This is a genomic window from Sphingobacterium paramultivorum (assembly GCF_014109745.1).
In the GTDB taxonomy this organism is placed as follows: domain Bacteria; phylum Bacteroidota; class Bacteroidia; order Sphingobacteriales; family Sphingobacteriaceae; genus Sphingobacterium; species Sphingobacterium paramultivorum.
On the sequence record NZ_CP058555.1, the window covers coordinates 699,812 to 723,727 of the forward strand.

A 23,916-nucleotide genomic window follows, 5' to 3' on the forward strand; every position below is an offset into this window, starting at 1 on the left:
TTTGTGCTAGTCAAGTAGCCCGCTTTGGTCGTAAATTTGAACAACAAATAATAGAATTGTGAACACAAGAATGAGGTATAGTTTAGTCTTTTTAGTTTTTCTTTTGAGCACCCTGCTCATGAAAGGAATAGCTATACCGACGCATTCTACTGTCCAAAGTTTACCCGTTTTCCGGATAAGCCTGGCGGCTTTCCATACTCATGTAGAAAAAGGTTCGGAAAATTCCGAGCGGGAGAATTTGGTCGCTGCGGTTAAAGATCGTGATGTCTATGATATCACCGAACAGATGGACCTCAAAGATGAATGGAGCAAGCTGCTTTATTGGGGAGTGCTTTCAATTTGTCTTTTTGTATTCTGTTATCCTGTACGTCTCAAAATTCAGAATAACAGAAGGCCATATATGGATCGATTGATCCTGCCGCCAAAATATATTCTTTTCCAAAGTTTAAAGATCCCGTTTCTGGGATAAAAATTTCCATTTCTTACAACGGTTGATAAGAGACAGACCTTGCGCTGCGTAGGGGTATAATCTGTCCTTTTAAGCACGATTTTGAACGATTTTTTTAAGTCGTATGGCCTTGTCGTGACCTGTACTCACCGTGACTTGTTTTAATTCGAATAACAACAATTTAAATAATATTTATATGCATTTATTACCTAGAGAGACAGAGAAGCTATTGCTTTATCTTGCCGGCGAACTAGCGAAAAAACGTAAAGCTAGAGGACTTAAATTAAACTATCCGGAGTCTATTGCATTGATCAGTAGTGAACTTTTGGAAGCTGCTCGTGACGGACGTACTGTTGCTGATTTAATGCAGTATGGTGCAACGTTGTTGACACGTGAAGATGTCATGGAAGGTGTGCCTGAAATGATTCATGATGTACAGATTGAAGCTACATTTCCAGATGGTACAAAACTGGTTACTGTTCATAACCCGATTCGCTAATTGTTAAAATATAATCTATGATCCCAGGAGAATTTTTTATTGCAGATGGCTATGTTATCTGTAATGAAGGTAGAGAAGTTACAACTATCACTGTGACAAATACAGGTGATAGACCAATTCAGGTAGGTTCACATTTTCATTTCTTTGAAGTGAACAAAATGATGGAGTTTGATCGTGAAAAGGCATTTGGCAAACGGTTGAATATTATCGCCAGTACAGCGGTTCGTTTTGAGCCAGGTGAATCAAAAGACGTCGAATTGGTTCCGTATGCGGGTGCAAGAAGGATCTATGGCCACAATGATTTGGCAAATGGAGATACCGAAACCGAAGTTGCGAAAGCAAATGCAATGAAAAAAGTAAAAGAACAAGGCTTTAAAAACAAAGTATCATGAGTTTAAAAGTTAGCAAATTAAATTATAGCGCCATCTTTGGCCCTACAAGTGGAGATAAAATCCGTTTAGGAGATACAGATATCATTATTGAAGTCGAAAAAGACTACGCTTACTACGGCGATGAAGCCAAATTTGGCGGTGGTAAGACTGTCCGTGACGGGATGTGCCAATCTTCAGTTCATACACGTGATGAAGGTACATTGGATATGGTGATCACTGATGCCATCGTCATTGACCACTGGGGTATCGTGAAAGGTGATATTGGTATTAAGGATGGTAAAATTGTTGGTGTTGGTCGTGCTGGAAATCCGGATACAATGGACAATATTACACCAAATATGATTATCGGTGCTTCTACGGAGGTACATGGTGGATCAGGATATATCTTAACTCCAGGTGGTATTGATACCCATATTCACTATATCAGCCCAACACAAGTTGAAACGGCCTTGTATAGTGGTGTTACAACAATGATTGGTGGTGGTACAGGTCCAGCGGATGGAACAAATGCAACTACAGTAACACCGGGTAAATGGAATTTACGCCGCATGTTGCAAGCTGTTGAAGACCTTCCAATGAACTTCGGTTTCTTTGGTAAAGGAAACGTAGGTACTGAACAACCTATTGTGGAGCAAATTGAAGCCGGCGCGTTAGGCGTTAAAATCCACGAAGATTGGGGTGCTACACCAGCAACAATCGACAGAGCTTTGACTGTCGCAGATCAATACGATGTGCAAGTTGCAATCCATACAGATACCTTGAATGAAGCGGGTTTCCTAGAAGATACTATTCAAGCTATCAATGGACGTGTCATCCATACATTCCATACAGAGGGTGCTGGTGGTGGTCACGCTCCAGATATCATCAAATCGGCGATGTATCCAAATGTTTTGCCAGCATCGACAAATCCGACACGTCCATTCACTAAAAATACGATTGACGAGCATTTGGATATGCTGATGGTTTGTCACCACTTGAGTAAAGAAATTCCGGAAGACGTAGCTTTTGCTGACTCTCGTATCCGTCCAGAAACGATTGCTGCTGAGGATGTACTGCAAGATCGTGGTGTATTCAGTATCATGAGCTCGGATTCGCAGGCAATGGGACGTGTAGGTGAAGTCATCACACGGACTTGGCAGACTGCAGACAAAATGAAGAAACAAGTAGGCCCATTACCTGAAGACGAAGGCAAGGACAACGATAATTTCCGTGCACGCCGCTATGTAGCGAAATACACGATCAATCCAGCAATTGCTCATGGTATTTCCAAATATGTTGGTTCAATCGAGCCCGGTAAAATTGCCGATATGGTGATCTGGCGTCCTGCTTTATTTGGAGCAAAACCAGAAATGATTATTAAGGGCGGGATGATTATCGCTTCAAAAATGGGTGATGCGAATGCTTCTATTCCTACACCACAGCCAATTATTTTAAGAACAATGTTCGGTGGTTTAGGTAAAGCTGTTCACCAAACTTGTTTTGACTTTGTCTCTAAAATTTCATTGGAAAAAGGAATTAAAGAAGAGTATAAATTGGAAAGAACCTTACTTGCTGTAGAAAATTGTCGGAATATCTCCAAAAAAGATATGATCCACAATGATGCTACACCTGAAATTATCGTCAACCCAGAGAATTATGAGGTAAGTCTTGACGGTGAGATTCTGCGATCAAAACCGGTTGATACAGTTTCGTTGGGACAACGATACTTCTTGTTTTAACCCTATACTACTTTTTTATGGCGTGATCCGATATCACGCCATAAACTATGAAAAACAATATGTTGATGAAATCATCATGGGCTTATCAAAAGCGCATAAAGAGAGGGAATAATGACTGCTCATGATGCTTCATTACTGCTAAAATACGATTTACGCTAATGAAAAATTTGAAGACATTTTTAGGCTGTTGTATAGCAATAGCATGCTTTACGATACAATCGGCCTATGCGCAAAAGGGGGGTATCATGGTTTATGGGTCACTGAATTACCACGAAACAACAGCGGGGCATCAATTTAGTGCCGCTCCGGTGGGTGCTGCCTATTTTTTCACCGACAACATGAATGCGGGGCTAAACTATGGATTCAATTCTGCTAAGGATAAAGCACTGGATTTTACAGATCATTCGCATGAAATAGGACCTTTCTATAGTAATACTTGGCCTCTGAGTGAGCACTTTATGTTAATTGGCCAGGTTGATGTGCATTATTTGTGGGGCGATCAACATGTCGTTACCGGTGGTACTATGGTCGATGGTAAATACAATGGCTATCTATTCAGGGTGTACCCGCTTGTGGGTATCGCCTTGGGAAAAGGTTGGGCATTAAAAGCTAAAGTGGCAGAATTGTCTTATAAAAAGAAAAATAGTAAAGATGCCGCTATTCCCAGTGATCACGAAGTTATTACGGGAATCAATGGGTCTACAGTAGGTTTAGGCTTATCTAAAAATCTATTTATTAAAAATTAGAAAATGATAATCACGGAAATCACAAGGAATATTCAGGGTGAGCAGATCAATAAGCGTCTTGATTCGCTCGCTATTGAATGGTATGAGTCGACCAAACGTATTCAACGTTTACGTACAGCGGAGGGAATGGATATTGCCGTCAAATTGTTGGGTAATACATCCAGTTTGCAGGATGGCGATATCTTGTACGAAGATGAAGAGAAAATTGTTGTGGTAACAATCAAACCTTGTGAAGTCATCCGTGTCATGGCAATTGATTTCTTTCGAACCGCTTTTGTAAGTAGTGAAATTGGAAATAAACATTTGCCTCTATTTGTGGAGGCAAATGAATTGCTTATGCCTTATGAAAGGTCAATGTACGAGTGGTTAGCGAAACAGGGGTTTGACCCGCAACGTTGCGAGCGCCAACTTTTACGTCAGCTCAATGCAAATGTCGACCCAAAACATCATCAGAAGATGAAGTTTTCGACGAAGAATATACCGCTCATAATCAACGATAAAGCCTTCATGAATTCGCAAGCGCCAGCAGCTATGAACGAAGATTGAAGATCCTTTCTGTCCAATAATCGAGCGTAGCGGGCTCATTGATGCCTTAATGGAAAAAATAAGAATCAAAGGAAAAACTTGGACAGCTTTAATACCCAATGATAGAGAAGATTACGCAAGGAGCTGATTGGTCCTTGAAGATATATACTTACAATAAAAAATAATGTCAATGAAAAATACATTTCTAGGCAAGTTACTTCATTTAGCAGATCCTACATTGCCAATTGGTGGGTTTACCCATTCAAATGGACTGGAAACCTATGTGCAACAGGGCTTAGTCTATGATAAGGCCACGGCGGACAAATACGTGCGTCATAACCTCTGGTATAATCTGAAGTACAATGATGCTGCTTTGATGAAACTGGCCTATGATGCAACTTCTTCGCAGGACATGGATGCGTTGATCGCCCTAGATCAAGAATGTACAGCATTAAAAAGTCCAAGAGAAATTCGCGATGCTAGTAAAAAACTGGGCGTGCGTATTTATAAAATATTCAGTCGGTATCAACAGCAGGATTTTATGCTGTCCTGGGGTGAATTAATCCAAAAGAAGGAAGTAGATAGTCATTACTGTTTGATGTATGGCATGTTGGCGTCACTTTTGGAAATTCCTTTGGAAGAAGCGTTACACGGCTTTTATTATAATGCCGCTATTACGATGGTGACCAATGCTGTTAAACTTGTGCCATTAGGGCAATTGGATGGCCAAGATATACTTTTTGGTTTACATGACGATATACTTGATCTCTGCAAGGAGACCTTAGCAGTTGAACGGAATTTAGTGGGCTTATGCAACATTGGATTTGACATCCGTTGCATGCAACACGAACGATTATATTCTAGAGTTTATATTTCTTAAAAAACAATTACAATGGAAAACAGAAAATATGTTAAAATAGGGGTTGGTGGTCCTGTAGGATCTGGTAAAACAGCATTATTGGAAAGATTGAGCAGGCGTTTGATGAATGAAATTGATCTTGCAGTAATTACGAATGATATCTATACCAAGGAAGATGCGGAATATATGGCCAAAAATAGTTTGCTGCCCCGTGAACGGATTATCGGTGTAGAAACGGGCGGTTGCCCACATACGGCGATACGGGAAGATGCGAGTATGAACTTGGAAGCTGTGGAGGAACTGGCAAGCCGCTTTCCGGATTTAGAGTTGATTTTGATTGAAAGTGGTGGTGATAACCTGACTTCTACCTATAGCCCGGATCTCGCCGATATCACCATTTTCGTAATTGATGTTGCCGAAGGTGAAAAAATGCCTCGTAAAGGTGGTCCGGCAATTACAAGATCAGATCTTCTATTGATCAATAAGAAAGATTTGGCACCCTATGTAGGCGCAAGCTTAGAAGTAATGGAGCATGATGCACGTAAAATGCGTAAAGGTTCTCCATTCTTGTTTTCAAATCTAAAAACTGGAGATGGTTTGGAAGAGATTGTAGGCTGGATTAAAAAATACGCACTCCTTCAAGATATTGAGGAACCTAATTTACTACGTTAACTATGATCTGTTCTTTAGATATTAAAATAGCACATCGCGAGGGAAAATCCTTTTTAAAAGATGCATATGCGACACAACCGTTTCGTATCGTTCCAGTTGGACAATATCAAAAAGACAACGCAGCGTACTTGATGATTATGAGTTCATCGCCTGGTTTGTTGGATGGAGATGACCATCGTATTCAAGTTGATATTGCTCCGGGGGCTAAGTTGCAGTTACAAACGCAAGCTTACCAGCGTTTGTTTCATATGAAAGGCCATTCTTCCCAAACTATGGAAGTGAATATTGGTGAAAATGCTGTTTTTTCTTATGTGCCCCATCCTGTAGTACCACAACATTCGTCTCATTTTTTGAGCCATAACATTGTACATCTTGCCTCTAATTGTCACTTATTGCTTAGTGAAATCGTGACTTGTGGTCGGAAAATGTCTGGTGAAGAGTTTATGTACAATCACTTTCAAAATCTGACAGAATGTTATGTCAATGGTAGGCTTGTTGTGAAAGATAATGTATTGCTGCAGCCAGATCGTATGCCTATACAAGGTTTGGGTATTTTGGAAGGCTATACGCACCAGGGGACTTTGATCTACCTTAATAGTGCCGGCTTGAATCCAAGTGACTGGATCGAGACTTTCCATGAACAATACGGAGAAACCAAAGACGTCGCGTTTGGTATTAGTGAATTGCAACATGACGGTTTTATGGTTCGCGTTTTAGGTTACGGTGCCGAACAGCTTTATCTTCTTTTTAAAGAAATGCAGAGCGCATTATGGGACAACATATTTTTGAATAACAACTAATTATATTCCAATGAAAAATAACATCCTAGCTTTTATAAAAGCTTTTTTTAAAGGATTTGGGCAAATTATGTTACAGGGTAACATTTGGACGGGTATTTTATTTATAGGCGCCATTATTTATGATTCGGCACTAATGGGCTTTGCGGGAATCCTCGCCAATATCGTTGGGGTATTGACTGCCAAGTTGATGAAATTTGATGAGGATCATATCAATGATGGACTCTTCGGATTTAATGCTACGCTTTATGGTATAGCTTTGGTTTTCTATTTTCAGACAAACGTCTGGGTATGGGGAGCTTTAATCGTAGGATCTGCGTTGACCACCATCTTGATGGGGTTTGCATTAAAGAAGAATCTGCCCGTATTTACATTTCCTTTTATTTTAATTACCTGGATCGCATTGTATGTGTTGAGTATTCCAGAATTGGCCTTAAGGACGGTACCCGAGCATTTTGTTGATATTCAGGAAATGGATGACTTCTTAATTGAAGGCCATGCCTTTGGTCAGGTTATTTTTCAGGGTAGTTTAATTGCTGGATTGATCTTTTTCATCGGGGTTTTCCTGAGCAATCCCATGGGAGCACTTTACGGTTTCGCTGCTGTTATCATCAGTGTTTATATTTCCCACCATGGCCATGAATCTGCAGACATGACCAATAATGGCATCTTTAGCTTCAATGCAGTTTTGGTTGGAATCGCCTTGAGCGGCCCACGTGTTCGTGATGGCGTATATGTATTAATTGCTGTAATTATCGCCACATATTTTGATCACTTTTTGATTCATCACGGCTGGACAACATTGACTTTCCCATTTGTTTTTGCGATGTGGGCGATGCAACCGGTCAAACTTATTGATAAATGGTTGGTGAATAAATTTTCATCAGCCGAAGGGACTTCCTAGTCCTTTTTGTGAACTAAAATTTTATCTATGTTTAAATTTCGTTTAATAAAACTATTCCCAATAATGCTATTATTGGGAATTCATGTAAATACTGCCTACGCGCAAGTCAGTCCGCCGGGATTAGGAAAAGCAAGGACCGCATCTTGGTCCGTTCTAGGCTTACGCCGCAAACTAGATAGTGCGGGAACCAAAGAGGCACTAACCTACATCGGTTTGGGAACTAAAAGTACGCCCGACGATTCAAATCCATTTCATAAGCAGGCCATTTGGGTGTTAAACCATGAGGTCTATCATAAATTTGCCAAGAATCAACAATATAGCTATGCATTGAGCTATCGTCGCCAAAACGTTTATGATGAGGCGGCACCCTACCATAATGAAGGTGTCGAGCAAGAATTTAGGTTATATGGACGATATGCGTATACATTTACCCTGAATGATCGTTTGAAATGGAAAAATACGTTAAGGCAAGAGTTTCGAAAGTTCTTTACAGCTGATTTTCAGAAAGCCGAAGAGAATTTTCAATTTAGGACCCGCTTGAAGTCGCAGCTAAATTTTAAAATTTCGGCTAAAAATAAGCAAGAATTGGCTTTGAGCGCAGAAGGGCTTTTTGCAATAAGTAAGCTCTACGAACCTGTTAGTACATGGTCTAGCTTTGCTTATAAAGAGACCCGTCTGGGTTTCTATTACATGACAGATATTCCAAAAACACCTTTGCGATTGGATCTGGGTTATATGAACGACTTAATTAAAGGCTATGACAAAGTAGATTTTGGGGTTCATTATTTAGCCGTAGATTTAATCTGGAATCTACCTTACAATAAAAAACATTAGTCCGCCATAAACTTATGTTTTCGATAGTCACTGGGTGAATACCCAGTGATTTTTTTGAATAGTCTAGTGAAATACGAGGGCGATTGAAATTTCAATTCGAAGGCTATACCGGCAATATCTCTCGTAGCATCCTGCAGCAGAATCTGGCTATGTAAAATACTTATTTCGCTAATCCATTGCTTCGGTGGTTTATTCGTCGCTTCTTTAACACATTTATTGAGGTAGTTTTCAGAGATATGCAATAAATTGGCATAGAATAATACGTTTTTATGATCGATATGGAATTTTTGTACATATTCGCGAAAACGGAAAGCAATATCTAGCTGTCGGCTCATCGGGGCCTTTGTTTCAATATCCGATTTTATCACCTTTAATAAGATACACTGTATCATTGCAATGCAGACTTCCATCACACGGCCCTCAGTAAAAAGTTCTTCTTCCAATAATATCAACATTTGCTGGATCCAATGCGCTACATGTACTTTTAGTGTGGTAAATGGATGGGAATTGAAAAATTTGATATCGTTTATACCGAGTTCAATATCAGTCACAATTTCATTTTCATAGACCACAAAAAAACCTTCTACATCATCAGAAATTGCCAGCGTGGCCGTGATATTGCCTTGTTTGATATTAATGACTTGATTTTCAGTTAATGTATAAGATGCGCTTTCGAGATGTTGGGTCAGGGATCCCTTCGTTACAAAAATGAGAAAATTAAACGTTGTACGATAGGGGATGACAGGCATCAGGATACTGCGTAGGTAATTTTCAATTCGATAGACTTGAATTTTATTCTCATTGAATAAATTGTGCTCAGAAACATCAGGTAGAAATAACTTTTTATACTCGTAATTGTTGATGATCTTAATCGAATTTTTCATAGTCTTAAAACAACGTACTTACCAATGAAATCAACTAAAAAAGAATAGTTGTATGTATGACAAATATACTTAAAATTTTGCGAAAAATAGGTTAAAATCCAATGCTTTCATTCAAGTAATTACTGTGCTAATGGAGTGTAAAAGCTTATTTAATACATATTCTCCTGATTCCCTTTTAGAAACTCGGAGGTGAAATGTTGTTGCTGTTTTTCGTGGCTGAATTTCTCCTTATTATAGGAAGCTGAATGACCTTTGGGTATCGATAAGGTGGACCATTTATCATCCAAACATATTTTTCCGATATAGAGAATCTGCCCGATGTGGTAAGGATAATGTGCGAGTTGCCGCAAGATCGCTTCCATGACAGTATGTCCTTGATTACGGATATAGATGATTTTAACGAGATCTTCTTCTCCGAGAGATTCAATTGCTTGAAATAGACAAGCCCATCCAGCATTCCAATAGGTAATAAGCTCATCGCGATCTGTCCAGCTGTTCTCAAATTCCTGATCCCGGTTCCTATTTTCTTTTTCACCATCTGTGCTGAGAAAATCCGTCCAACGGGAAAGCATATTTCCGCCTAAATGTTTTACAATTAATGCAATGCTATTGCTTGAATCATTTGGATGCCAAAAGAGTTGTTCAGTGCTTAGTTGTGTAAATGTTTTATCACCCAATGATTTATAATATTGAAATTGCTTTATACAAGTCGCTAAAAAATTATCCATTACGCCGAAAGTTTGTCATTTATATGAATATTAATATACAAAAAATGTCGTGAAACCGAGACCTAAAATAGTTTTTGTTGAGTAGAAATCTGGTGTTGCTATCGATCTCACTAATTTCCTGATACTGCTTTTTGAGGTGATTAATGTGTAAATTTAGAAGGAGAAGGAGAAGGAGAAGGAGAAGGAGAAGTGTGAGCAAAAAGGGGGATAAAAGCAAAGGTGATACTGGGGTATGTATCACCTTTAAGCTAACTAAACATTAAACATAAACAAACAGTCTTTATTAAAGACCATACTAAAAATTATAGTACTACTCTGCCGCTAGTTGATTTGTCAACTTGGACATTTTTTGGTTGATTTTTTAACGCAATTCTTGCAGATGTAGAAACCTTTCCCTGTAAGTTTTCTTTCACGCTGAGCGTTACATTTGCAGATGAATTCGCTTGTATTTGGGCATTTGTCGTTGAGAAACGGCTCATATCAACCGATGCCGATGAGTTGGTGTTCAAATTTAAATTTGAAGCACTTCCTGAAATGTCTTGGCTGGACGAACTACTTGCAGATACCTGCAAATTTTTACTGCTCACATCCGTTGTTAAACTACTCGAAGAACTGGTTGAAAGGCTTATATCATCCGCAATTAATTTTTTAAGAGATATGCTTGCTGAAGAAGATACGTCAACAGAAATTTTATCGGCCTTAATAGTTTCATCGGTATGAATTGAACTGCTAGAAGATGCTGAGAAACGTGTTGGTATCTTACTTGAATAAACAATTACACGATTGTTTCTCGCATTTCTAATTTGCGTATTTCTTTTATACTGTACGTACAGTGTACCGTTTTTTACGGTCGTTTCGATAAGAGATAAATGTTCAGGGTTGTTTGCTTCAACAACAACTTCATTTCGATTTGAATGAATGTAATCCACACGTAGTGAAGTTGCAGATGAAATGCCGTCTGGAGCAGTGATCTTGCGCGTTTCGCGTTCTTGTGCCTGAGCTACATATAAAAATGAAATAAAGGCAATGGTTAAGATTCTTTTCATTATTTTCTGTTATTAGTTTAAATTTATTGTTACTGAAAGTTTCATTTTAATTTCCCTTTTTATCGTTTCTTATGTGCTTATGCACAGGCTCTATTGTTAACTGCCACCTATAGTATAATAGTAGTGCCAAAACTTTAAATCCGTTTAAAATACTGATTAACACTAGTTTTGTTCCTGAGTGCTATTTTCGTTAATGCTCATTTTTGAACATCAACTGTTCGGTATCGGACAATAGTTTGTTTACCATACCCTTCGTTTGTAGGCTGCTAACCAGAATTGATACTCTAATTGGGAAGCTGTTATAAATACTTGTCGCATCTTCTCCCGTTTTGTTGCAGTAGTTTCTGCTGCAATTTTGTCAACGTAGTTTTTCGCCTTGATAACGCCCTGTGCAAAATCCTCACCGCTATAGGTTTCTATCCATTTGGAATAGGGATTTCCCTGTGTATTTGCTGTCGATACAATGTGATCTCCGACCTCCTTATAAATCCAAAAACAGGGGAGTGTTGCCGCCATAGCGACCTCAACGCACTCGAAAGCGGCTACGCTTTTAAGAAAATGGACATAATGATGGCAGGTTGGTTCGATTTTGTTGCTCTTGTCGGCAGGACTTAAACCAAATTCCCGAAAGTAATTTTCGTGTAGTGCCCGTTCAACAAGAAGCGCATTGCGACCAAATTCGAAATAGTCCAATGCTTGTTGGTTATCCGCGCTTTTTGCACCTATAAAGGCAAGCACACGGCCAAATTCTTCTAAATAGAAAGCATCCTGCTGCATATAAAATTGAAATTTATCCAGGGGAAGACTACCATCACTAAGCTGAACAATAAATGGCATAGTAAGTATATCAGAATAAATAGCTGTTATGGATTCCCAGGCATGATCAGTCCAGTTCATATTGAATAAGTTTAATCGGATTGTGGAAGTGATTTAATGGCCCATTTCCTTTGCCAATGACGAGATCTTTGCTACCAGCTATTGCTGCGTGTATATAGGTCAATGCGAAGTCTACCGCGCTATCGAGACCAACGCCTTGTGCCAAATGGCTCGCAATTGCTGAAGAAAGCGAACAACCGGAACCATGTGTATTTTTGCTGTTAATTTTTTGTGATTTGAATTCAATTGGTGGATTCTTGTGCTGGAACAACAGGGATGTTAACTCTTGGCTTTGGAGATGCCCGCCTTTAATCAAAACGGATTGACAACCTTTCGCCAGTAGGCTATTTCCCGCTTTTTTCATCCTCTCGACATTGTCAATAACTTCGCCTACTAAGACACTTACCTCATCTAGATTTGGTGTAATCAGCGTTGCTAAAGGAAAAAGAAGTTCTATGCAGGCCTGAATTGTATCATCGTGAATGAGCTTGTGCCCGCTGGTCGATACCATGACTGGATCAAAAACAATAGGTCCCTTATATTCTTTTAAATAGGCGCTAATAAGCTCCACAAGTTCAATATTGTGTACCATCCCTATTTTGATTGCATCGGGATAGATGTCGTCAAAAATAGCATCTAATTGGTCTCGGACAGCGTTCGTAGGAATTTCATAAATATTTCTTACACCTTGTGTATTCTGTACGGGTAGGGCAGTTAAGACATTCATGGCATAACATCCTAATGCAGATATCGTTTTGGTGTCTGCTTGTATACCTGCACCACCACTACCGTCGAAGCCTGCAATGCTGAGTACAGTGGGGACGCGGTATTTTTTATCTTTTGTCATTTTAATAGTTCTTTTAGTTGTGCACTGGCAGCTCTGGGATCTTGACTTTGGCATATGGCCGAAACGACTGCAATGGAGTCTGCACCTGCATTCCAGGTCTCTTCTGCAGTTTGTAAGTTCATCCTTCCGATTGCGATCAATGGTTTTTCCGTCCTACTCCGAAGTTGTTTTAAACCCGCAATTCCCCATTCAGTAACCGTATCCACCTTTGTTTTCGTTGAAAAAATGGGACTTACACCAAGGTGGTCAACGGCGTACATTTGTTGACTTTCCAGTTGTTGCATGTCTTCTATTGACCAGCCAATAGTTAATTTATCTCCATATTTTTCACGAATAGCGAGCGGCTGGAAATCATTTTGACCCACATGTACTCCCCATGCCTCGATTTGGGCAGCGATTGCTACGGCATCATTGATCACGAGCGGAATACCATAATGATCGGTCAGTTTTTTTAAACGGATGGCTTTATCCAAAAATGTGGCCGGATCGTCAGCTTTTTCGCGCAATTGTATAAGATCGACTCCACCAATAATGGCTTCTTCGGCAACATTGAGCCAATTTTGAGGATAACAGTCCCGCTCAGAAATTACCAAATATAAAGGGTAGGGAAAAAGCGGATTAATGCGCATAGCGTTTGATCTTGAGCTTCGATTTGAGACGTTCTGCATTGAGCTGATAGAGTTTATCGTAGAGATTCAATTGCAGGGTACCCGGGCCAGCTGCTGTTTGGGCAGCGAGTTCTCCCGCTAAGCTCAAAATGGATACACCGGCAACAGCTGCTTCAAAATATTGGTCTGTAACACCTAGAAATGCACCAATAAGCGCAGTAGCGCTACAGCCAAGTCCAGTTACCTGTGTCATTAAAGGGTTGCCATTAAAAACTTCAACCCGGTATTGCTGTGAAAGGATATAGTCTACTTCTCCAGAAATACAGATAATGGAGCCGGTTTGCTCTTGCAATAATTGGCCAAATCGGAGAGCATCTTTACTTGCTGTCGTGCTGTCGACTCCTTTTGTGTTCGGTTGGTTGAAGTTGTACAGCGTCATGATTTCTGATGCATTTCCACGAATAACCGTTGGTTTGAGATCCAGTAGATTGGATAATAAATCATTGCGGAATGCTGATATCCCAGCACCAACAGGATCAAGTACCCATGGCCGTCCAATGGTATTGGCATGTTCGGTAGCAACCAGCATAGCTTCGGCAGTATCTTCACTCAAGGTGCCGATATTAATGACAAGAGCTTGTGCAATATCGACAACCTCGCGTACTTCTAATGGACTGTGTACCATCACAGGGGACGCTCCTAAGGCCAAAAGTGCGTTGGCAGTATTGTTCATCACGACTAGGTTTGTGATGTTGTGTACAAGGGGTTTTTCAACCCTCAGCTGCTCTAATAAATTGATAATTGAATCTTCCATTCTTTTTACATATGCTAAGATGTACTGTGTGGCCTTGGAGGGAAGAAGAGCGATAGCCTGTGCAGTAAAGGAATATGCTGTACAGTGGATTTTTGCTTTTCCCTACGCCGGTATAAACCGAATCAGGTTCAAAGGGACTATCTCAATTCTATACAGAATACCCCCAAAGCCAGACCAAACTTAAACAAAAAAGAGGACTTTTCATATCCGTCATTTTTCGATCACTTAGCTTGTTGAATTAATCGGCCGTATTTTGATCGGCACTAATTTCAATATACGCAGTAGGAACATAGGTGACGCGGGCAAAATTTTTGGTCAAGAGCTCTGTCTCTAAAACTTTTCCACCCTGAAACTTTAAAAACTTCTCGCGCCAAATCTCATTTTTACGAAAGAACTGATTGTCTATTTTAAGAAATTGATGTTCTTTTTCAAAGACATGGTACGCAAAATCGAGTTCTTGATCAATTCTTAATTCGCCCTCTAAACATTTGTCTGTAAACCAGAGATTTATTTGAAAGGTGTAAGGCGTGTTGTTGGTGAATTGATAGTCGCGATAATTATAAAAGACGGTAGCTCCACTACCGAATGGCAAAACACGGCCATCGTCAGGAAAAGGGTCAAAAGAGTGGTGATAACGTTCATTGACGGTGAGTGGACTATGGATAACAAGCCAATGGATGAGGTTGGATATTTGACAGATTCCACCGCCAATACCCGCTCTTGCTTCACCAAAGGATAACTCCATGCCGGGCAGATATCCTTTTTTTACAGTGGGTAGTCCAACGAGTTTACAAAATGAAAAGGTTTCCTTCGGTCTGATCAGAATGTTATTAATCTGTGCTGCTGCAATTTTTAGGTTGGTAACTTTGTTAATCTGCAGTTGCATATTATTTTCGCCCAGTTTTTTTAATAAGACAGACTGATGCTTTTTAATACGAAAGGGAAGTTTTTCAGTTGATTTAGCTGTGCTGTATTTCTTATTATCAAATAGCCAAACGGCTTTGCGCTGCACTCTTCTCGCCCATACAGCAATAAAATAGAGTATGGGATGACGTTGACTGATCAGTTTTCTTTTTCTCAATTTGACGTTTATGTATCGCTATCAAAATTAGTGCAGAAATGTGTTTTTTGCCTAATTTCGTCGAATATTTTTTTATCAAAATCAAGAATCTTATTGTCTGAGCTTAGTGCAGTTTTTCAGTTCGTTTAGTTGGTTTTCTTTGCCTGTATGTATTTCGCTGTTAACTTTCCCTCCTTGTTATATATCAAGCTTTCGTAGGCACAGTTTCCGAGATCTTTTACAATAGATTTTTGTTGTAATACACCCTCATAATAAAACTCATCAATCGTTTCGTTGGCTCGGTACGATCGCTTGATTTCGGCTGTCAGTCGATCGCTTTGATCGAAGGTTTGGCGTAGTGAGTAGTCACTTGTTTCCGGACTATCATACTGATAGCGGACGCGACTTTCTCTTTGATCATTTCTACCCGAAATCTCTTCAGTAATTCGATTCTGTTGATCATAACTGTAAATGGTCCAGTCTCTCCGTTGATATACAAAATGAATGGATTCACTTTTTATAACCTGGAGTTTACTGTTCAAGTGATAAATCATCGCCGATTCAAATGTAGGATCGTAGGAAACAATGGCATTTGGGAGATACCGGTAAATTGTACTGCTGCTCCACTTACTATTGCGAAGGTACTGTATGGAGTCGATAAGTCCGAATTGATTATAGCATCTTTTGTTGTAATAATTATTTCCCCCGGAAAGATTGTTCGATGTGATCTCTTTGCCTTCTTCATATACAGTTGTCATAATTGCACCGGATTGCACCTCATTTTCGTCCGAAAACTGCTGCATTACATAAGTGCCGTCACATATATTCTTACGCTGACTGTAATAAAGAGTAAGAGCGGGATTTGCGATAATAGCCGCTGCATATTGCCCGGATGGAATAAATTTAACTTGTGCGATTGAGTCAAAGAAATGTGAGGTATTATATTGTGCCGAAGCTTTCTTTGACGCAATTTGTGTGCTGGTGTTTAATATCGGTTTGGCTGCTGCCAGATAGGTATTACTATCGTATATGATCTTGGGTTTGGCTAATCCATCAAACAAGATCATGGCATGACGTTGCTTCAATGACAATACGTCGATAGCCCATTGGTGATTTTTAACGATGAATGTGAGTTTTTTTGCATCGGTTTTTGTGACCAATAACTTTGTTGTGCTAAAAGGTACCTGTTTGAAAATCTCAGCAGCATTTTTTTCGTGTAGACGCATGATAAAATCGGTCGATTTATCGGACTCATTGGTGACAAACAATATTGCTTGCGAAGGGCTAGCTATTGTTAGCGATTTTACTGTTTGCGATGCTGCGCTCGGACTATATAACAGCAATATCAACAACTGAATGATAATCGGATAAATGTGCAGTTTCACGTTATAATTCATTTGGGTCGATATTGCTGTTGTTGACTTTGCTATTTAATTTAATACTTCTTTCAAAAATAATAAGGTGTGCTCCCAGGCACGTTTAGCCATTACGGGGTTATATTCGGGTGACTCGGGATTCGTAAATGTGTGTCCAGAATTTGCGTAAGTGATTATTTGCCAGTCTGCTTTTCCTTCATTTAATTCCTTGACCAACCCATCGTAATCTTCTTTTGATACACTTTTATCGGCTGCTGGGTGCTCAATGAGTACTTTTGTTTTGATTGAACTATTGGGTCTGTCGGCAGCTTTGGATAGGCCTCCATGGATACTGATCACTGCATTGACGGGGAAGCCGGCTCTCGCCGCTTCTAATGCTCCTGAACCTCCAAAACAATAGCCGATGATAGCAATTTTCGTCGGATCCGCACCCTCTTTTTTCAGTTGTTCCAATGCGAGCATTATGCGATGCTGATAAGCTTTATAGTCTGTCTTGTAGTGGCCGGCAATTTTCGAAGCTGCGGTGTTGTCCGAGGGAATATTTCCTTCACCGTAGATGTCAGCAATGAAAGCAATGTAACCTTCTTTTTCAAGAAGCAATGCAGCTTGTTTCGCTTCGTTGTCAATTCCCTTCCATGCCGGAAGAATTAAGACAGCAGGGCCTTTTTTTGCCCTATTGGCGGTTACCATGCCGTTGAGTTTTTGTTCACCATCCTGGTAAGAAACCTGTTTTAATTGTTGGGCCTGCGTAGTCATGGTGACCATAGTAAGCATCAATAGTGTCATAACTGTTTTCATCTGTAAAGAATTTGTTCCACTCATTATTTTGTGTGATCAGAAATGAACCTAATTTGGAGTCCATCTCAACTAAATATAATTTTCAATGTACATTTTTTTCACTGTCGCCAACCTGAAGCTACGACTTGATGGATTCAATGATACCAATAACATCGAGCTGTCCGAGACCTTGATCGTGTGCTTTCCCGTAGGTTTCGAGTAAGGTCTTGAGGAGGGGATATTCAGCACCGGCTTGTTGAGCCAGTCGAATATCTTTCAGCATAAGGTCTAGCGCGAATGCAGGACTGTAGTTTTCTTCCACCAATAATGGTGTTTTCACTTTTGTTGCCCCACTGCCACTGGCACTATCGTTGATGATTTCGAGCATATCGCTTCGTTGAATTCCCAGTTTATCTGAGAATAAGATCGTCTCCGCGAGACCTTGATAGATGGTGGAAAGGAAATAGTTGATCGCAAGTTTAGCGGCAATTCCCTGGCCATTTTCGCCGAGATGTTTGATCGATTTTCCCATCTGCTCGAGGTATGGTTGAGCGCGATGAAGGTCTTCGGGATCACCACCCACCATAATAATAAGCGTACCCTCAGTCGCTGGTTTGGTACTGCCGGCAACGGGAGCATCCATAAAAGCAGCGCCTTTTTCTTTTAGCTTAGTGGCTATTGAAATACAGCGTTCACGAGATATTGTACTCATATCGACAAACAATTTGCCCTTGATCTCCCTTTGGAGGATTTTTTCATATACTTCGCTGACTGCTTCATCATTGGTGAGCATGGAAAATATAATGTCGCTATGATCGACTAATTCACCTATATCTTCGCTGATAATTGATTGCTCTTCAAAGCCTGCTGCTTTAGCCTTGTTTCTATTGTAAACAGAAAGGGGGAATCCTGCTTTTTCTAGATTTTTAGCCATGGGGTATCCCATGTTTCCTAATCCTATAAATCCTATTTTTTCTATCTTCATCTAAAAATTACATTAATAGCTATCAAAATTTACGTATAGCTAAAGATACAAATGTTTTACTCATTCTACCAATACCCTAATCTCGTTGCGAAGCAGCACTATTTTATCTTCCTGTTCCAGTTTTTTTAAAATTCGGGAGACAACGACTCGGGATGTATTTAAATCGGAAGCGATATCCTGATGCGTAAGGGTGAGTATTCGGTCGTCATTCAGCTTCACTTTGGCTTTCAAATAGTTGATGATGCGTTCTTCCATATTGGAAAAAGCTAGACTATCAACAGCTTGTAACATTTCGTCCATACGGCTTGAATAGCTGGATATGATGAAATTTCGCCAGGAAGGGTATTTTCCCATCCAAAGGTTGACAAGCTCATTTGGAATCATGGCTACAGTCGTTGTTTTTTCTGCGAGCGCACGAATTTCACTTTTTTTATTCCCGAGGCAACAGGCTATTGACATTGTACAGGTTTGACCTTTTTCCAGATAGTAGAGCAACAATTCGCCTTTATCTTCATCCTCCCGGACAATTTTTATTGCCCCATCCAAGAGGAGAGGCATCGCCTTGATATATTGATTGGTATCAATGATGAGATCACCTTCACGGAAGGTTTTTATATGCGCGTTTTCCGCTATTTCAGCGATTAATTCCGGTTCAAGAATGCCTGTATAAGCTTGTTCTATGGATAACATATTTTTTAAATTAGTTAAAGTTAATTATTTATAGGCTTATTTCAGCTGTTGTGGGAAGAAAAGGAGGTAGGTAGAAACGACGGATTGAAAGAAATAATTTTTAGCACCTCATGAGGATAGGCTATAAAATCTTGTATGCAATTCATAAAAATCGTAAAATTGATAAATTTTGATTTATTCAAAACAGACAAAATATTATTCTGATTATTTTTGATGTTTTTTCATGAATAGGATGGATGTGTTGTATTTATTTTATGTATACTGTATTTTTATTGCCTCTTTTTGTTGAAATTTGCTGTTTTTCTGTGGAAGATTAAAATTTATTCTTTCTATATAGAGATACTGCATCATATTGGTATTGTTAAAATTAGTTAAAAAGACAATCAATTCCTAATTTTGCGGCACAAAAACAAAACAATCACATCTAACATGAAAAAGTCTTTACTTTTTTTTGCCCTTGTTTTTGCTAGTTATAGTGCCGTTCAAGGTCAAACAGCAAATACTGGTTCGGTTTCAGGAGTTGTCAAAGAAGCTACTGGACAAACGGTTAAAGGAGCAACCATTAAAATTACCCACATCCCAAGTGGACAAGTAGTAAGTGGCTCAGCCGATGCCCAAGGAAAATTTCAAATTTCAAATCTTCAAGAAGGAGGCCCCTACAAAGTAGAGGTAACTTACATTGGCGAAACGCCTGTTGTTTTCGAAAACATCATGCTGAAATCGGGGGAATCGTTGAATATCAATCCAATTTTTACGGCTGGATCTTCAACAAATTTGGATGAGGTTGTTGTTGTCGGTCATGGGGTTATCGATATTGCGGCAGGAAGAAAGACACCGATTGCCGTTTCGACGATCCGTAAGCAGGATTTAGAGGAAAGGGTAGGAGCACAGGATATTACTTCCGCATTGGCTAATACCCCTTCGGTTTATATCACTGGTCAGGCAAAAGGTTTTGGTGAGTCTTCTATGACAACACGTGGTTTTGATCAGTCCAATACAGCATTTTTGTTGAACGGTCAGCCTATCAATGGTATGGACAATGGAAGTGTATATTGGTCAAATTGGTCGGGACTTACAGATATTGCCTCTTTAGTGCAGATTCAACGTGGTTTGGGATCATCTAAATTAGCGATTTCATCTGTCGGCGGAACCGTAAATTACGTGACACAATCCACTGCAATGAAAGAGGGTGGTTTTGTTCGTACCACTGTTGGTAACGATATGTTTATGAAGGCAACGGTAGGTTACAATACCGGTCTTATGAAAAACGGCTTTGCTGTTTCGGCTATGTTTACACAGTGGTCAGGTAACGGTTATATGGACCATACAGAAGGTGCTGGACAAAGTTATTTCTTGTCTGTTGGATATAAAGCGAATGAAAAGCACAACCTGAACTTTATGTTAACGGGTGCTCCACAGTGGCACAACCAGGGGTATACCTCAAAATTGTCTAACTATCTCGCTAATGGCAGACGTTATAACGACAATTATAAGGATGCAAACGGCGTGATGATGAATGCACAAAAGAACTTTTATCATAAGCCAGTAGCCAACTTGAACTGGGACTGGACGATCGATGATAAATCATCTTTGTCAACTGTCGTTTACGCATCGTTAGCTGCTGGGGGTGGCCAATCCTTGCGAAGCGATAAATACAATACAGGCAAATATTTAGCTGCTGATGTGAACAATCACCAATGGTTTGGTATAGTTTCTAACTATAATCGTAAACTTTCAGAATCCTTGAATTTCAATGTCGGTTTTGATGTAAGGGATTATAAAGGTACACACTATCGTAAATTGACAGATCCACTTGGAAATACAAATGGTGTTGTATTAGGCGGTAATGTTAATTTCCCTAATAAGCCATTGGTTACCAATACGTACTCAACAAACCCTTGGAAAGCTTTCTCAAGTAAACCTGATTCGCGTGAAGATCGCTTAGCTTGGGATTACAATCAATACATCCGTTACGGAGGTCTGTTCGGTCAATTGGAATATGCGAAAAATGGCTTTACAGCGTTTTTCCAAGGATCGGTTTCCGAACAACAAAACAAACGTTCTGATTATTTTCAATACACACCAGGTAATGAGGATTCTAAAGACGTGAACAACTTTGGCTACAATACGAAGGGTGGTGTAAGTTATACATTGGGACATCATAGTGTTTTTGGTAATGCGGGGTACTATTCTCGTCAGCCTTATCAAAACAATATTTTCATGAATTTTGCAAATGATATTAATGAAAATGCTGAAAATGAAAAAATCCTTGGTTTAGAGGCTGGTTATAAATTTGCTTCTCGATTCTTGGATGTGAATGTGAATGTTTACCGCACAACTTGGGAAAACCGTGTTACGGGTAGTTCGAGTTTAGCGACGGCAGATGATGTGAAAAAATACAATCCAACAAATGATCCTGGTATTTTGGTCGAAGGTGCCTATTTATATACAACAAATTACGGTGTAAAACAGGTGCATAGAGGGGTAGAAGTTGATTTTGAGGCCCGCCCAATCGAAAAATTAAGCCTAACAGGGTTTTTATCGATAGGTGACTGGAAATACGATGGCGCAGTAAACTCTGTTATACGTAACGATAACCGCGTCGAATTGGGACGTTCTCAGGTTAATTTAACCGGTGAACATGTTGGTAACGCAGCGCAAACTTCTTATGGATTTGGTGCTAAATATAAAGTGTTTAAGGGTTTGTCTGTTGACGCAAACTACAGATATTATGAGCGTTTGTATGCATCGAATTATCGTAGAGAAGTAATAGATGGCCAAACTTATGGACGCTATATGAAATTACCGTCTTTTAATCTTTTGGATGCCGGTCTTTCTTACAATGTCAAAGTAAGTGACAAGAACAGTATGAGTTTCCGTGTCAACATGAACAATGTGTTGAATAAGTTCTATATTTCGGAAGCTACTTCGAGTAACTTGGTGACAGATGTGAACAATACTTGGAATGGTATTGACACTTCCAATTTTGTTTTGATCGGACAGGGTAGAACTTGGAATGCATCTGTGAAATTTACATTCTAATTAGATTTACGTCGAATACAAAAGGCCCACAATTATTTTGTGGGCCTTTTTTTGTTTTTTAATAAAAACTTAATAATTTTAGGTGATCTAATTGTCAACCTGATGTTGCATAAATTAATTTGTCTGGAAAATTTACAGATCGGTACTGTCCATTTTTCTGCTTTTGTTGTTAATTTGGATGGTGGAAATACGGGCTTTGCTTTATTTATTAACCAAGAAAATGACCCAATCTTTATTTTTCGAAAAGAAAAGAAAAATGAGGTATCTTTCCATGTAAATGAAGAGCAATTCTTTTGGATTGTAAAAAACAGCCAGTTTACACCAGGAGAACGTCAAGACTTTTTTGCTGAATTTGTTGAATTCCTGCGTTTGATGGAAGAGAAGGTTTCCAATTATGTTTTCAAAAAGGAAAAATTAATCAAATTTACAAATTCGAGGGATATTGTCCGCTATAAATACTTATACCTGACAGGTGAAATTAGTTGATAAGAATACCCGAATAGGGTACTTGATCTACCGTTAGATTTCTTTTGTAATGAAATTTAGCTTAGTTTTGGGTATGAAGCATATGTTTTCAAATCTAGCTGTCATTCTACAAAACAATACTTTTGTGGAATCAGATTTTACACTGCCGGTACCCGTACTTCTTGCTAAGTTTTCTTTTTTACCTATTTCATCATTTTTTCCGGAAGCGAGTTCATCTTTTTCCGCTAATTGGCTAGATACCGTCCAACAGAGCGCGATTAGATCTACATTGGAAGGATTTAATGTCGGAATCAGTGGCGATGGCAATCCTGTCGCTTTACTTGAGCAGGCGATTGCTTTGACTCATCATGCACTTGCCTATAGCTATTTAGGTCTTTATTATTTTAAAATAGCGGCATATGACCAAGCTATTGCAACGTTTACAAGCGCAATCGAACAGTATAAAGAGGAGCCATTTTTTTATGCGAGCCGTTGTTTAGTTTATCGACTCATCGATGAAGACGAAGGTGCTTTCTATGATTATCAGATTGCCAAGAGACTGGATTTTAATTACCATAGTGTATTGGAATGGGCGGAGAATCAAGCTGAACTCACTTACTTTGAGGCCGATAATTTGGTTATTCAAGAGCTGGAATCGAAGCCAAAGCAGCTGAGTACTGACGAAATAAATTCATTGGGACTTGAATATGTTCATTGCTATAGCTATCTAAAAGCAATCGGTCTTTATTCTGCTGCTATTGCGGAATCCGACAATAAGGATAGCAACCTCTTTGTTTTTAGAGGAAGTTTGTACCTGAAATTGACCTGTTTTGAATTGGCATTGTCTGATTTCAATCAGGCTATTGCTCTTGATGAGAATCGTTCTGCCGCCTATATATTTCGCGCTAAAGTGTTTGAATCCTATCGTAATTACCAAAGTGCCCTGGAAGACTATGCCAAAGCGGAGGACATAGATCGTGATTCATCGATCGTATACGAAGAAAGGGCATCTTTGTTTGAGCGATTGGGAAATTTTGAGGAAGCATTATTGGATTTTGACCGCCTTGTTACGCTCAATCCGGAAGATTTTTATGTGTATTCATTACGGGCCGATTTGAATGAAAAGTTGGAGGATTTACCAGGCGCACTGGCAGATTACTCGAAAGCGATCGATTTGAATCCATATTATTCTGATCTGTATTCTTACCGGGCAGCAATTCGCGAAAAATTGGGTGATCCTATAGGTGCAAAAGCCGACTTGGATAAATTCAATGAATTGGAAGATGAATAAAAAAAGTCCACCAAAAGGTGGACTTTTATACCT

At 39.4% G+C, this 23,916-nt stretch carries 26 protein-coding genes and 1 riboswitch; of the genes, 14 read left to right on the forward strand and 12 right to left on the reverse strand.

Going from position 1 to position 23,916, the window contains the following annotated elements; genetic code table 11:
* Positions 1-118 precede the first annotated feature (118 nt).
* The 11 genes from HS960_RS02630 to HS960_RS02680 all read left to right on the forward strand — a co-directional run bounded on the left by HS960_RS02630 (position 119) and on the right by HS960_RS02680 (position 8,394).
* Positions 119-469: a hypothetical protein gene (locus HS960_RS02630; protein ID WP_159727663.1), complete on the forward strand. Its 351-nt coding sequence runs from the start codon at positions 119-121 to the stop codon at positions 467-469.
* A gap of 175 nt (positions 470-644) precedes the next feature.
* On the forward strand, positions 645-947 hold the full coding sequence (gene ureA / locus HS960_RS02635; RefSeq protein ID WP_182331193.1) for an urease subunit gamma: 303 nt from the start codon (positions 645-647) through the stop codon (positions 945-947).
* A 17-nt stretch (positions 948-964) separates the two neighbouring features.
* Complete coding sequence (ureB, locus tag HS960_RS02640) at positions 965-1,339, forward strand: urease subunit beta (RefSeq protein WP_153845819.1); 375 nt, start codon at positions 965-967, stop codon at positions 1,337-1,339.
* A complete protein-coding gene (ureC, locus tag HS960_RS02645; protein ID WP_070567879.1) occupies positions 1,336-3,057 on the forward strand; it encodes an urease subunit alpha in 1,722 nt (573 codons plus the stop codon). Before ureB ends, ureC begins: the two co-directional genes overlap by 4 nt.
* Positions 3,058-3,215: 158 nt before the next feature.
* Positions 3,216-3,803 carry a hypothetical protein gene (locus tag HS960_RS02650; protein ID WP_182331194.1) on the forward strand — a complete coding sequence of 196 codons (588 nt, stop codon included), beginning with the start codon at positions 3,216-3,218 and terminating at the stop codon, positions 3,801-3,803.
* Positions 3,804-3,806: 3 nt separating this feature from the next.
* The gene (locus tag HS960_RS02655; RefSeq protein WP_182331195.1) at positions 3,807-4,349 is read left to right on the forward strand and encodes an urease accessory protein UreE; all 543 of its coding nucleotides are present in this window, start codon (positions 3,807-3,809) and stop codon (positions 4,347-4,349) included.
* A gap of 169 nt (positions 4,350-4,518) precedes the next feature.
* Entirely contained in the window at positions 4,519-5,208 is a 690-nt protein-coding gene (locus HS960_RS02660; RefSeq protein ID WP_153845822.1) for an urease accessory protein UreF, read from the forward strand.
* 12 nt (positions 5,209-5,220) lie between these two features.
* A complete protein-coding gene (gene ureG, locus HS960_RS02665) occupies positions 5,221-5,859 on the forward strand; it encodes an urease accessory protein UreG (protein WP_112376090.1) in 639 nt (212 codons plus the stop codon).
* Between the two features lie 2 nt (positions 5,860-5,861).
* A complete protein-coding gene (locus HS960_RS02670) occupies positions 5,862-6,659 on the forward strand; it encodes an urease accessory protein UreD (RefSeq protein WP_075993435.1) in 798 nt (265 codons plus the stop codon).
* 10 nt (positions 6,660-6,669) lie between these two features.
* Positions 6,670-7,560 carry an urea transporter gene (locus HS960_RS02675; RefSeq protein WP_153845823.1) on the forward strand — a complete coding sequence of 297 codons (891 nt, stop codon included), beginning with the start codon at positions 6,670-6,672 and terminating at the stop codon, positions 7,558-7,560.
* Between the two features lie 27 nt (positions 7,561-7,587).
* Positions 7,588-8,394 carry a DUF2490 domain-containing protein gene (locus HS960_RS02680; protein WP_159727659.1) on the forward strand — a complete coding sequence of 269 codons (807 nt, stop codon included), beginning with the start codon at positions 7,588-7,590 and terminating at the stop codon, positions 8,392-8,394.
* On the opposite strand, the gene HS960_RS02685 is transcribed toward HS960_RS02680, so the two are convergent.
* The 12 genes from HS960_RS02685 to HS960_RS02740 all read right to left on the reverse strand — a co-directional run bounded on the left by HS960_RS02685 (position 8,391) and on the right by HS960_RS02740 (position 19,085).
* Complete coding sequence (locus HS960_RS02685; RefSeq protein WP_182331197.1) at positions 8,391-9,278, reverse strand: helix-turn-helix domain-containing protein; 888 nt, start codon at positions 9,276-9,278, stop codon at positions 8,391-8,393. The genes HS960_RS02680 and HS960_RS02685 overlap by 4 nt on opposite strands.
* Positions 9,279-9,427: 149 nt before the next feature.
* Entirely contained in the window at positions 9,428-10,006 is a 579-nt protein-coding gene (locus tag HS960_RS02690; RefSeq protein WP_182331198.1) for a DUF1572 family protein, read from the reverse strand.
* A 302-nt stretch (positions 10,007-10,308) separates the two neighbouring features.
* Positions 10,309-11,052: a GIN domain-containing protein gene (locus HS960_RS02695; protein WP_153845827.1), complete on the reverse strand. Its 744-nt coding sequence runs from the start codon at positions 11,050-11,052 to the stop codon at positions 10,309-10,311.
* A 240-nt stretch (positions 11,053-11,292) separates the two neighbouring features.
* Positions 11,293-11,949, reverse strand: a complete 657-nt coding sequence (gene tenA / locus HS960_RS02700; RefSeq protein ID WP_182331199.1) for a thiaminase II — start codon at positions 11,947-11,949, stop codon at positions 11,293-11,295.
* Complete coding sequence (gene thiD / locus HS960_RS02705; RefSeq protein WP_153845829.1) at positions 11,936-12,775, reverse strand: bifunctional hydroxymethylpyrimidine kinase/phosphomethylpyrimidine kinase; 840 nt, start codon at positions 12,773-12,775, stop codon at positions 11,936-11,938. The genes tenA and thiD overlap by 14 nt, the downstream gene beginning before the upstream one ends.
* On the reverse strand, positions 12,772-13,404 hold the full coding sequence (gene thiE / locus HS960_RS02710; RefSeq protein ID WP_153845830.1) for a thiamine phosphate synthase: 633 nt from the start codon (positions 13,402-13,404) through the stop codon (positions 12,772-12,774). Before thiE ends, thiD begins: the two co-directional genes overlap by 4 nt.
* A complete protein-coding gene (gene thiM / locus HS960_RS02715; RefSeq protein ID WP_182331200.1) occupies positions 13,394-14,197 on the reverse strand; it encodes a hydroxyethylthiazole kinase in 804 nt (267 codons plus the stop codon). Before thiM ends, thiE begins: the two co-directional genes overlap by 11 nt.
* A gap of 82 nt (positions 14,198-14,279) precedes the next feature.
* Positions 14,280-14,372: riboswitch (TPP riboswitch) on the reverse strand.
* Positions 14,373-14,435: 63 nt separating this feature from the next.
* Positions 14,436-15,278 (reverse strand): VanW family protein, encoded by an 843-nt coding sequence (locus HS960_RS02720; RefSeq protein ID WP_227550165.1) that lies wholly within the window; start codon positions 15,276-15,278, stop codon positions 14,436-14,438.
* A gap of 125 nt (positions 15,279-15,403) precedes the next feature.
* A complete protein-coding gene (locus HS960_RS02725) occupies positions 15,404-16,642 on the reverse strand; it encodes a hypothetical protein (RefSeq protein ID WP_153845833.1) in 1,239 nt (412 codons plus the stop codon).
* Between the two features lie 45 nt (positions 16,643-16,687).
* A complete protein-coding gene (locus tag HS960_RS02730) occupies positions 16,688-17,431 on the reverse strand; it encodes a dienelactone hydrolase family protein (RefSeq protein WP_182331201.1) in 744 nt (247 codons plus the stop codon).
* 118 nt (positions 17,432-17,549) lie between these two features.
* Positions 17,550-18,395 (reverse strand): NAD(P)-dependent oxidoreductase, encoded by an 846-nt coding sequence (locus HS960_RS02735; RefSeq protein WP_153845835.1) that lies wholly within the window; start codon positions 18,393-18,395, stop codon positions 17,550-17,552.
* Between the two features lie 60 nt (positions 18,396-18,455).
* Positions 18,456-19,085: a Crp/Fnr family transcriptional regulator gene (locus tag HS960_RS02740; RefSeq protein ID WP_075993423.1), complete on the reverse strand. Its 630-nt coding sequence runs from the start codon at positions 19,083-19,085 to the stop codon at positions 18,456-18,458.
* A gap of 429 nt (positions 19,086-19,514) precedes the next feature.
* On the opposite strand from HS960_RS02740, the gene HS960_RS02745 reads away from it, so the two are divergent.
* From HS960_RS02745 to HS960_RS02755, 3 genes are all read left to right on the forward strand, one after another.
* A complete protein-coding gene (locus HS960_RS02745; RefSeq protein ID WP_153845836.1) occupies positions 19,515-22,127 on the forward strand; it encodes a TonB-dependent receptor in 2,613 nt (870 codons plus the stop codon).
* 102 nt (positions 22,128-22,229) lie between these two features.
* Complete coding sequence (locus HS960_RS02750) at positions 22,230-22,613, forward strand: hypothetical protein (RefSeq protein WP_088162243.1); 384 nt, start codon at positions 22,230-22,232, stop codon at positions 22,611-22,613.
* 49 nt (positions 22,614-22,662) lie between these two features.
* The gene (locus HS960_RS02755; RefSeq protein WP_182331202.1) at positions 22,663-23,883 is read left to right on the forward strand and encodes a tetratricopeptide repeat protein; all 1,221 of its coding nucleotides are present in this window, start codon (positions 22,663-22,665) and stop codon (positions 23,881-23,883) included.
* Positions 23,884-23,916: the final 33 nt, after the last annotated feature.

Excerpts from the sequence above, each read along its gene's own strand:
- ureA (WP_182331193.1), top strand. The coding sequence starts at position 645 with ATGCATTTATTACCTAGAGAGACAGAGAAGCTATTGCTTTATCTTGCC.
- HS960_RS02750 (WP_088162243.1), top strand. The coding sequence starts at position 22,230 with ATGTTGCATAAATTAATTTGTCTGGAAAATTTACAGATCGGTACTGTC.
- HS960_RS02745 (WP_153845836.1), top strand. The coding sequence starts at position 19,515 with ATGAAAAAGTCTTTACTTTTTTTTGCCCTTGTTTTTGCTAGTTATAGT.
- tenA (WP_182331199.1), bottom strand. The coding sequence starts at position 11,949 with ATGAACTGGACTGATCATGCCTGGGAATCCATAACAGCTATTTATTCT.
- HS960_RS02685 (WP_182331197.1), bottom strand. The coding sequence starts at position 9,278 with ATGAAAAATTCGATTAAGATCATCAACAATTACGAGTATAAAAAGTTA.
- HS960_RS02680 (WP_159727659.1), top strand. The coding sequence starts at position 7,588 with ATGTTTAAATTTCGTTTAATAAAACTATTCCCAATAATGCTATTATTG.
- HS960_RS02690 (WP_182331198.1), bottom strand. The coding sequence starts at position 10,006 with ATGGATAATTTTTTAGCGACTTGTATAAAGCAATTTCAATATTATAAA.
- HS960_RS02740 (WP_075993423.1), bottom strand. The coding sequence starts at position 19,085 with ATGTTATCCATAGAACAAGCTTATACAGGCATTCTTGAACCGGAATTA.
- thiD (WP_153845829.1), bottom strand. The coding sequence starts at position 12,775 with ATGACAAAAGATAAAAAATACCGCGTCCCCACTGTACTCAGCATTGCA.
- HS960_RS02735 (WP_153845835.1), bottom strand. The coding sequence starts at position 18,395 with ATGAAGATAGAAAAAATAGGATTTATAGGATTAGGAAACATGGGATAC.
- HS960_RS02660 (WP_153845822.1), top strand. The coding sequence starts at position 4,519 with ATGAAAAATACATTTCTAGGCAAGTTACTTCATTTAGCAGATCCTACA.
- HS960_RS02630 (WP_159727663.1), top strand. The coding sequence starts at position 119 with ATGAAAGGAATAGCTATACCGACGCATTCTACTGTCCAAAGTTTACCC.
- HS960_RS02675 (WP_153845823.1), top strand. The coding sequence starts at position 6,670 with ATGAAAAATAACATCCTAGCTTTTATAAAAGCTTTTTTTAAAGGATTT.
- HS960_RS02655 (WP_182331195.1), top strand. The coding sequence starts at position 3,807 with ATGATAATCACGGAAATCACAAGGAATATTCAGGGTGAGCAGATCAAT.
- HS960_RS02670 (WP_075993435.1), top strand. The coding sequence starts at position 5,862 with ATGATCTGTTCTTTAGATATTAAAATAGCACATCGCGAGGGAAAATCC.
- ureB (WP_153845819.1), top strand. The coding sequence starts at position 965 with ATGATCCCAGGAGAATTTTTTATTGCAGATGGCTATGTTATCTGTAAT.
- HS960_RS02730 (WP_182331201.1), bottom strand. The coding sequence starts at position 17,431 with ATGAAAACAGTTATGACACTATTGATGCTTACTATGGTCACCATGACT.
- ureC (WP_070567879.1), top strand. The coding sequence starts at position 1,336 with ATGAGTTTAAAAGTTAGCAAATTAAATTATAGCGCCATCTTTGGCCCT.
- thiM (WP_182331200.1), bottom strand. The coding sequence starts at position 14,197 with ATGGAAGATTCAATTATCAATTTATTAGAGCAGCTGAGGGTTGAAAAA.
- thiE (WP_153845830.1), bottom strand. The coding sequence starts at position 13,404 with ATGCGCATTAATCCGCTTTTTCCCTACCCTTTATATTTGGTAATTTCT.
- HS960_RS02755 (WP_182331202.1), top strand. The coding sequence starts at position 22,663 with ATGAAATTTAGCTTAGTTTTGGGTATGAAGCATATGTTTTCAAATCTA.
- HS960_RS02650 (WP_182331194.1), top strand. The coding sequence starts at position 3,216 with ATGAAAAATTTGAAGACATTTTTAGGCTGTTGTATAGCAATAGCATGC.
- HS960_RS02695 (WP_153845827.1), bottom strand. The coding sequence starts at position 11,052 with ATGAAAAGAATCTTAACCATTGCCTTTATTTCATTTTTATATGTAGCT.
- ureG (WP_112376090.1), top strand. The coding sequence starts at position 5,221 with ATGGAAAACAGAAAATATGTTAAAATAGGGGTTGGTGGTCCTGTAGGA.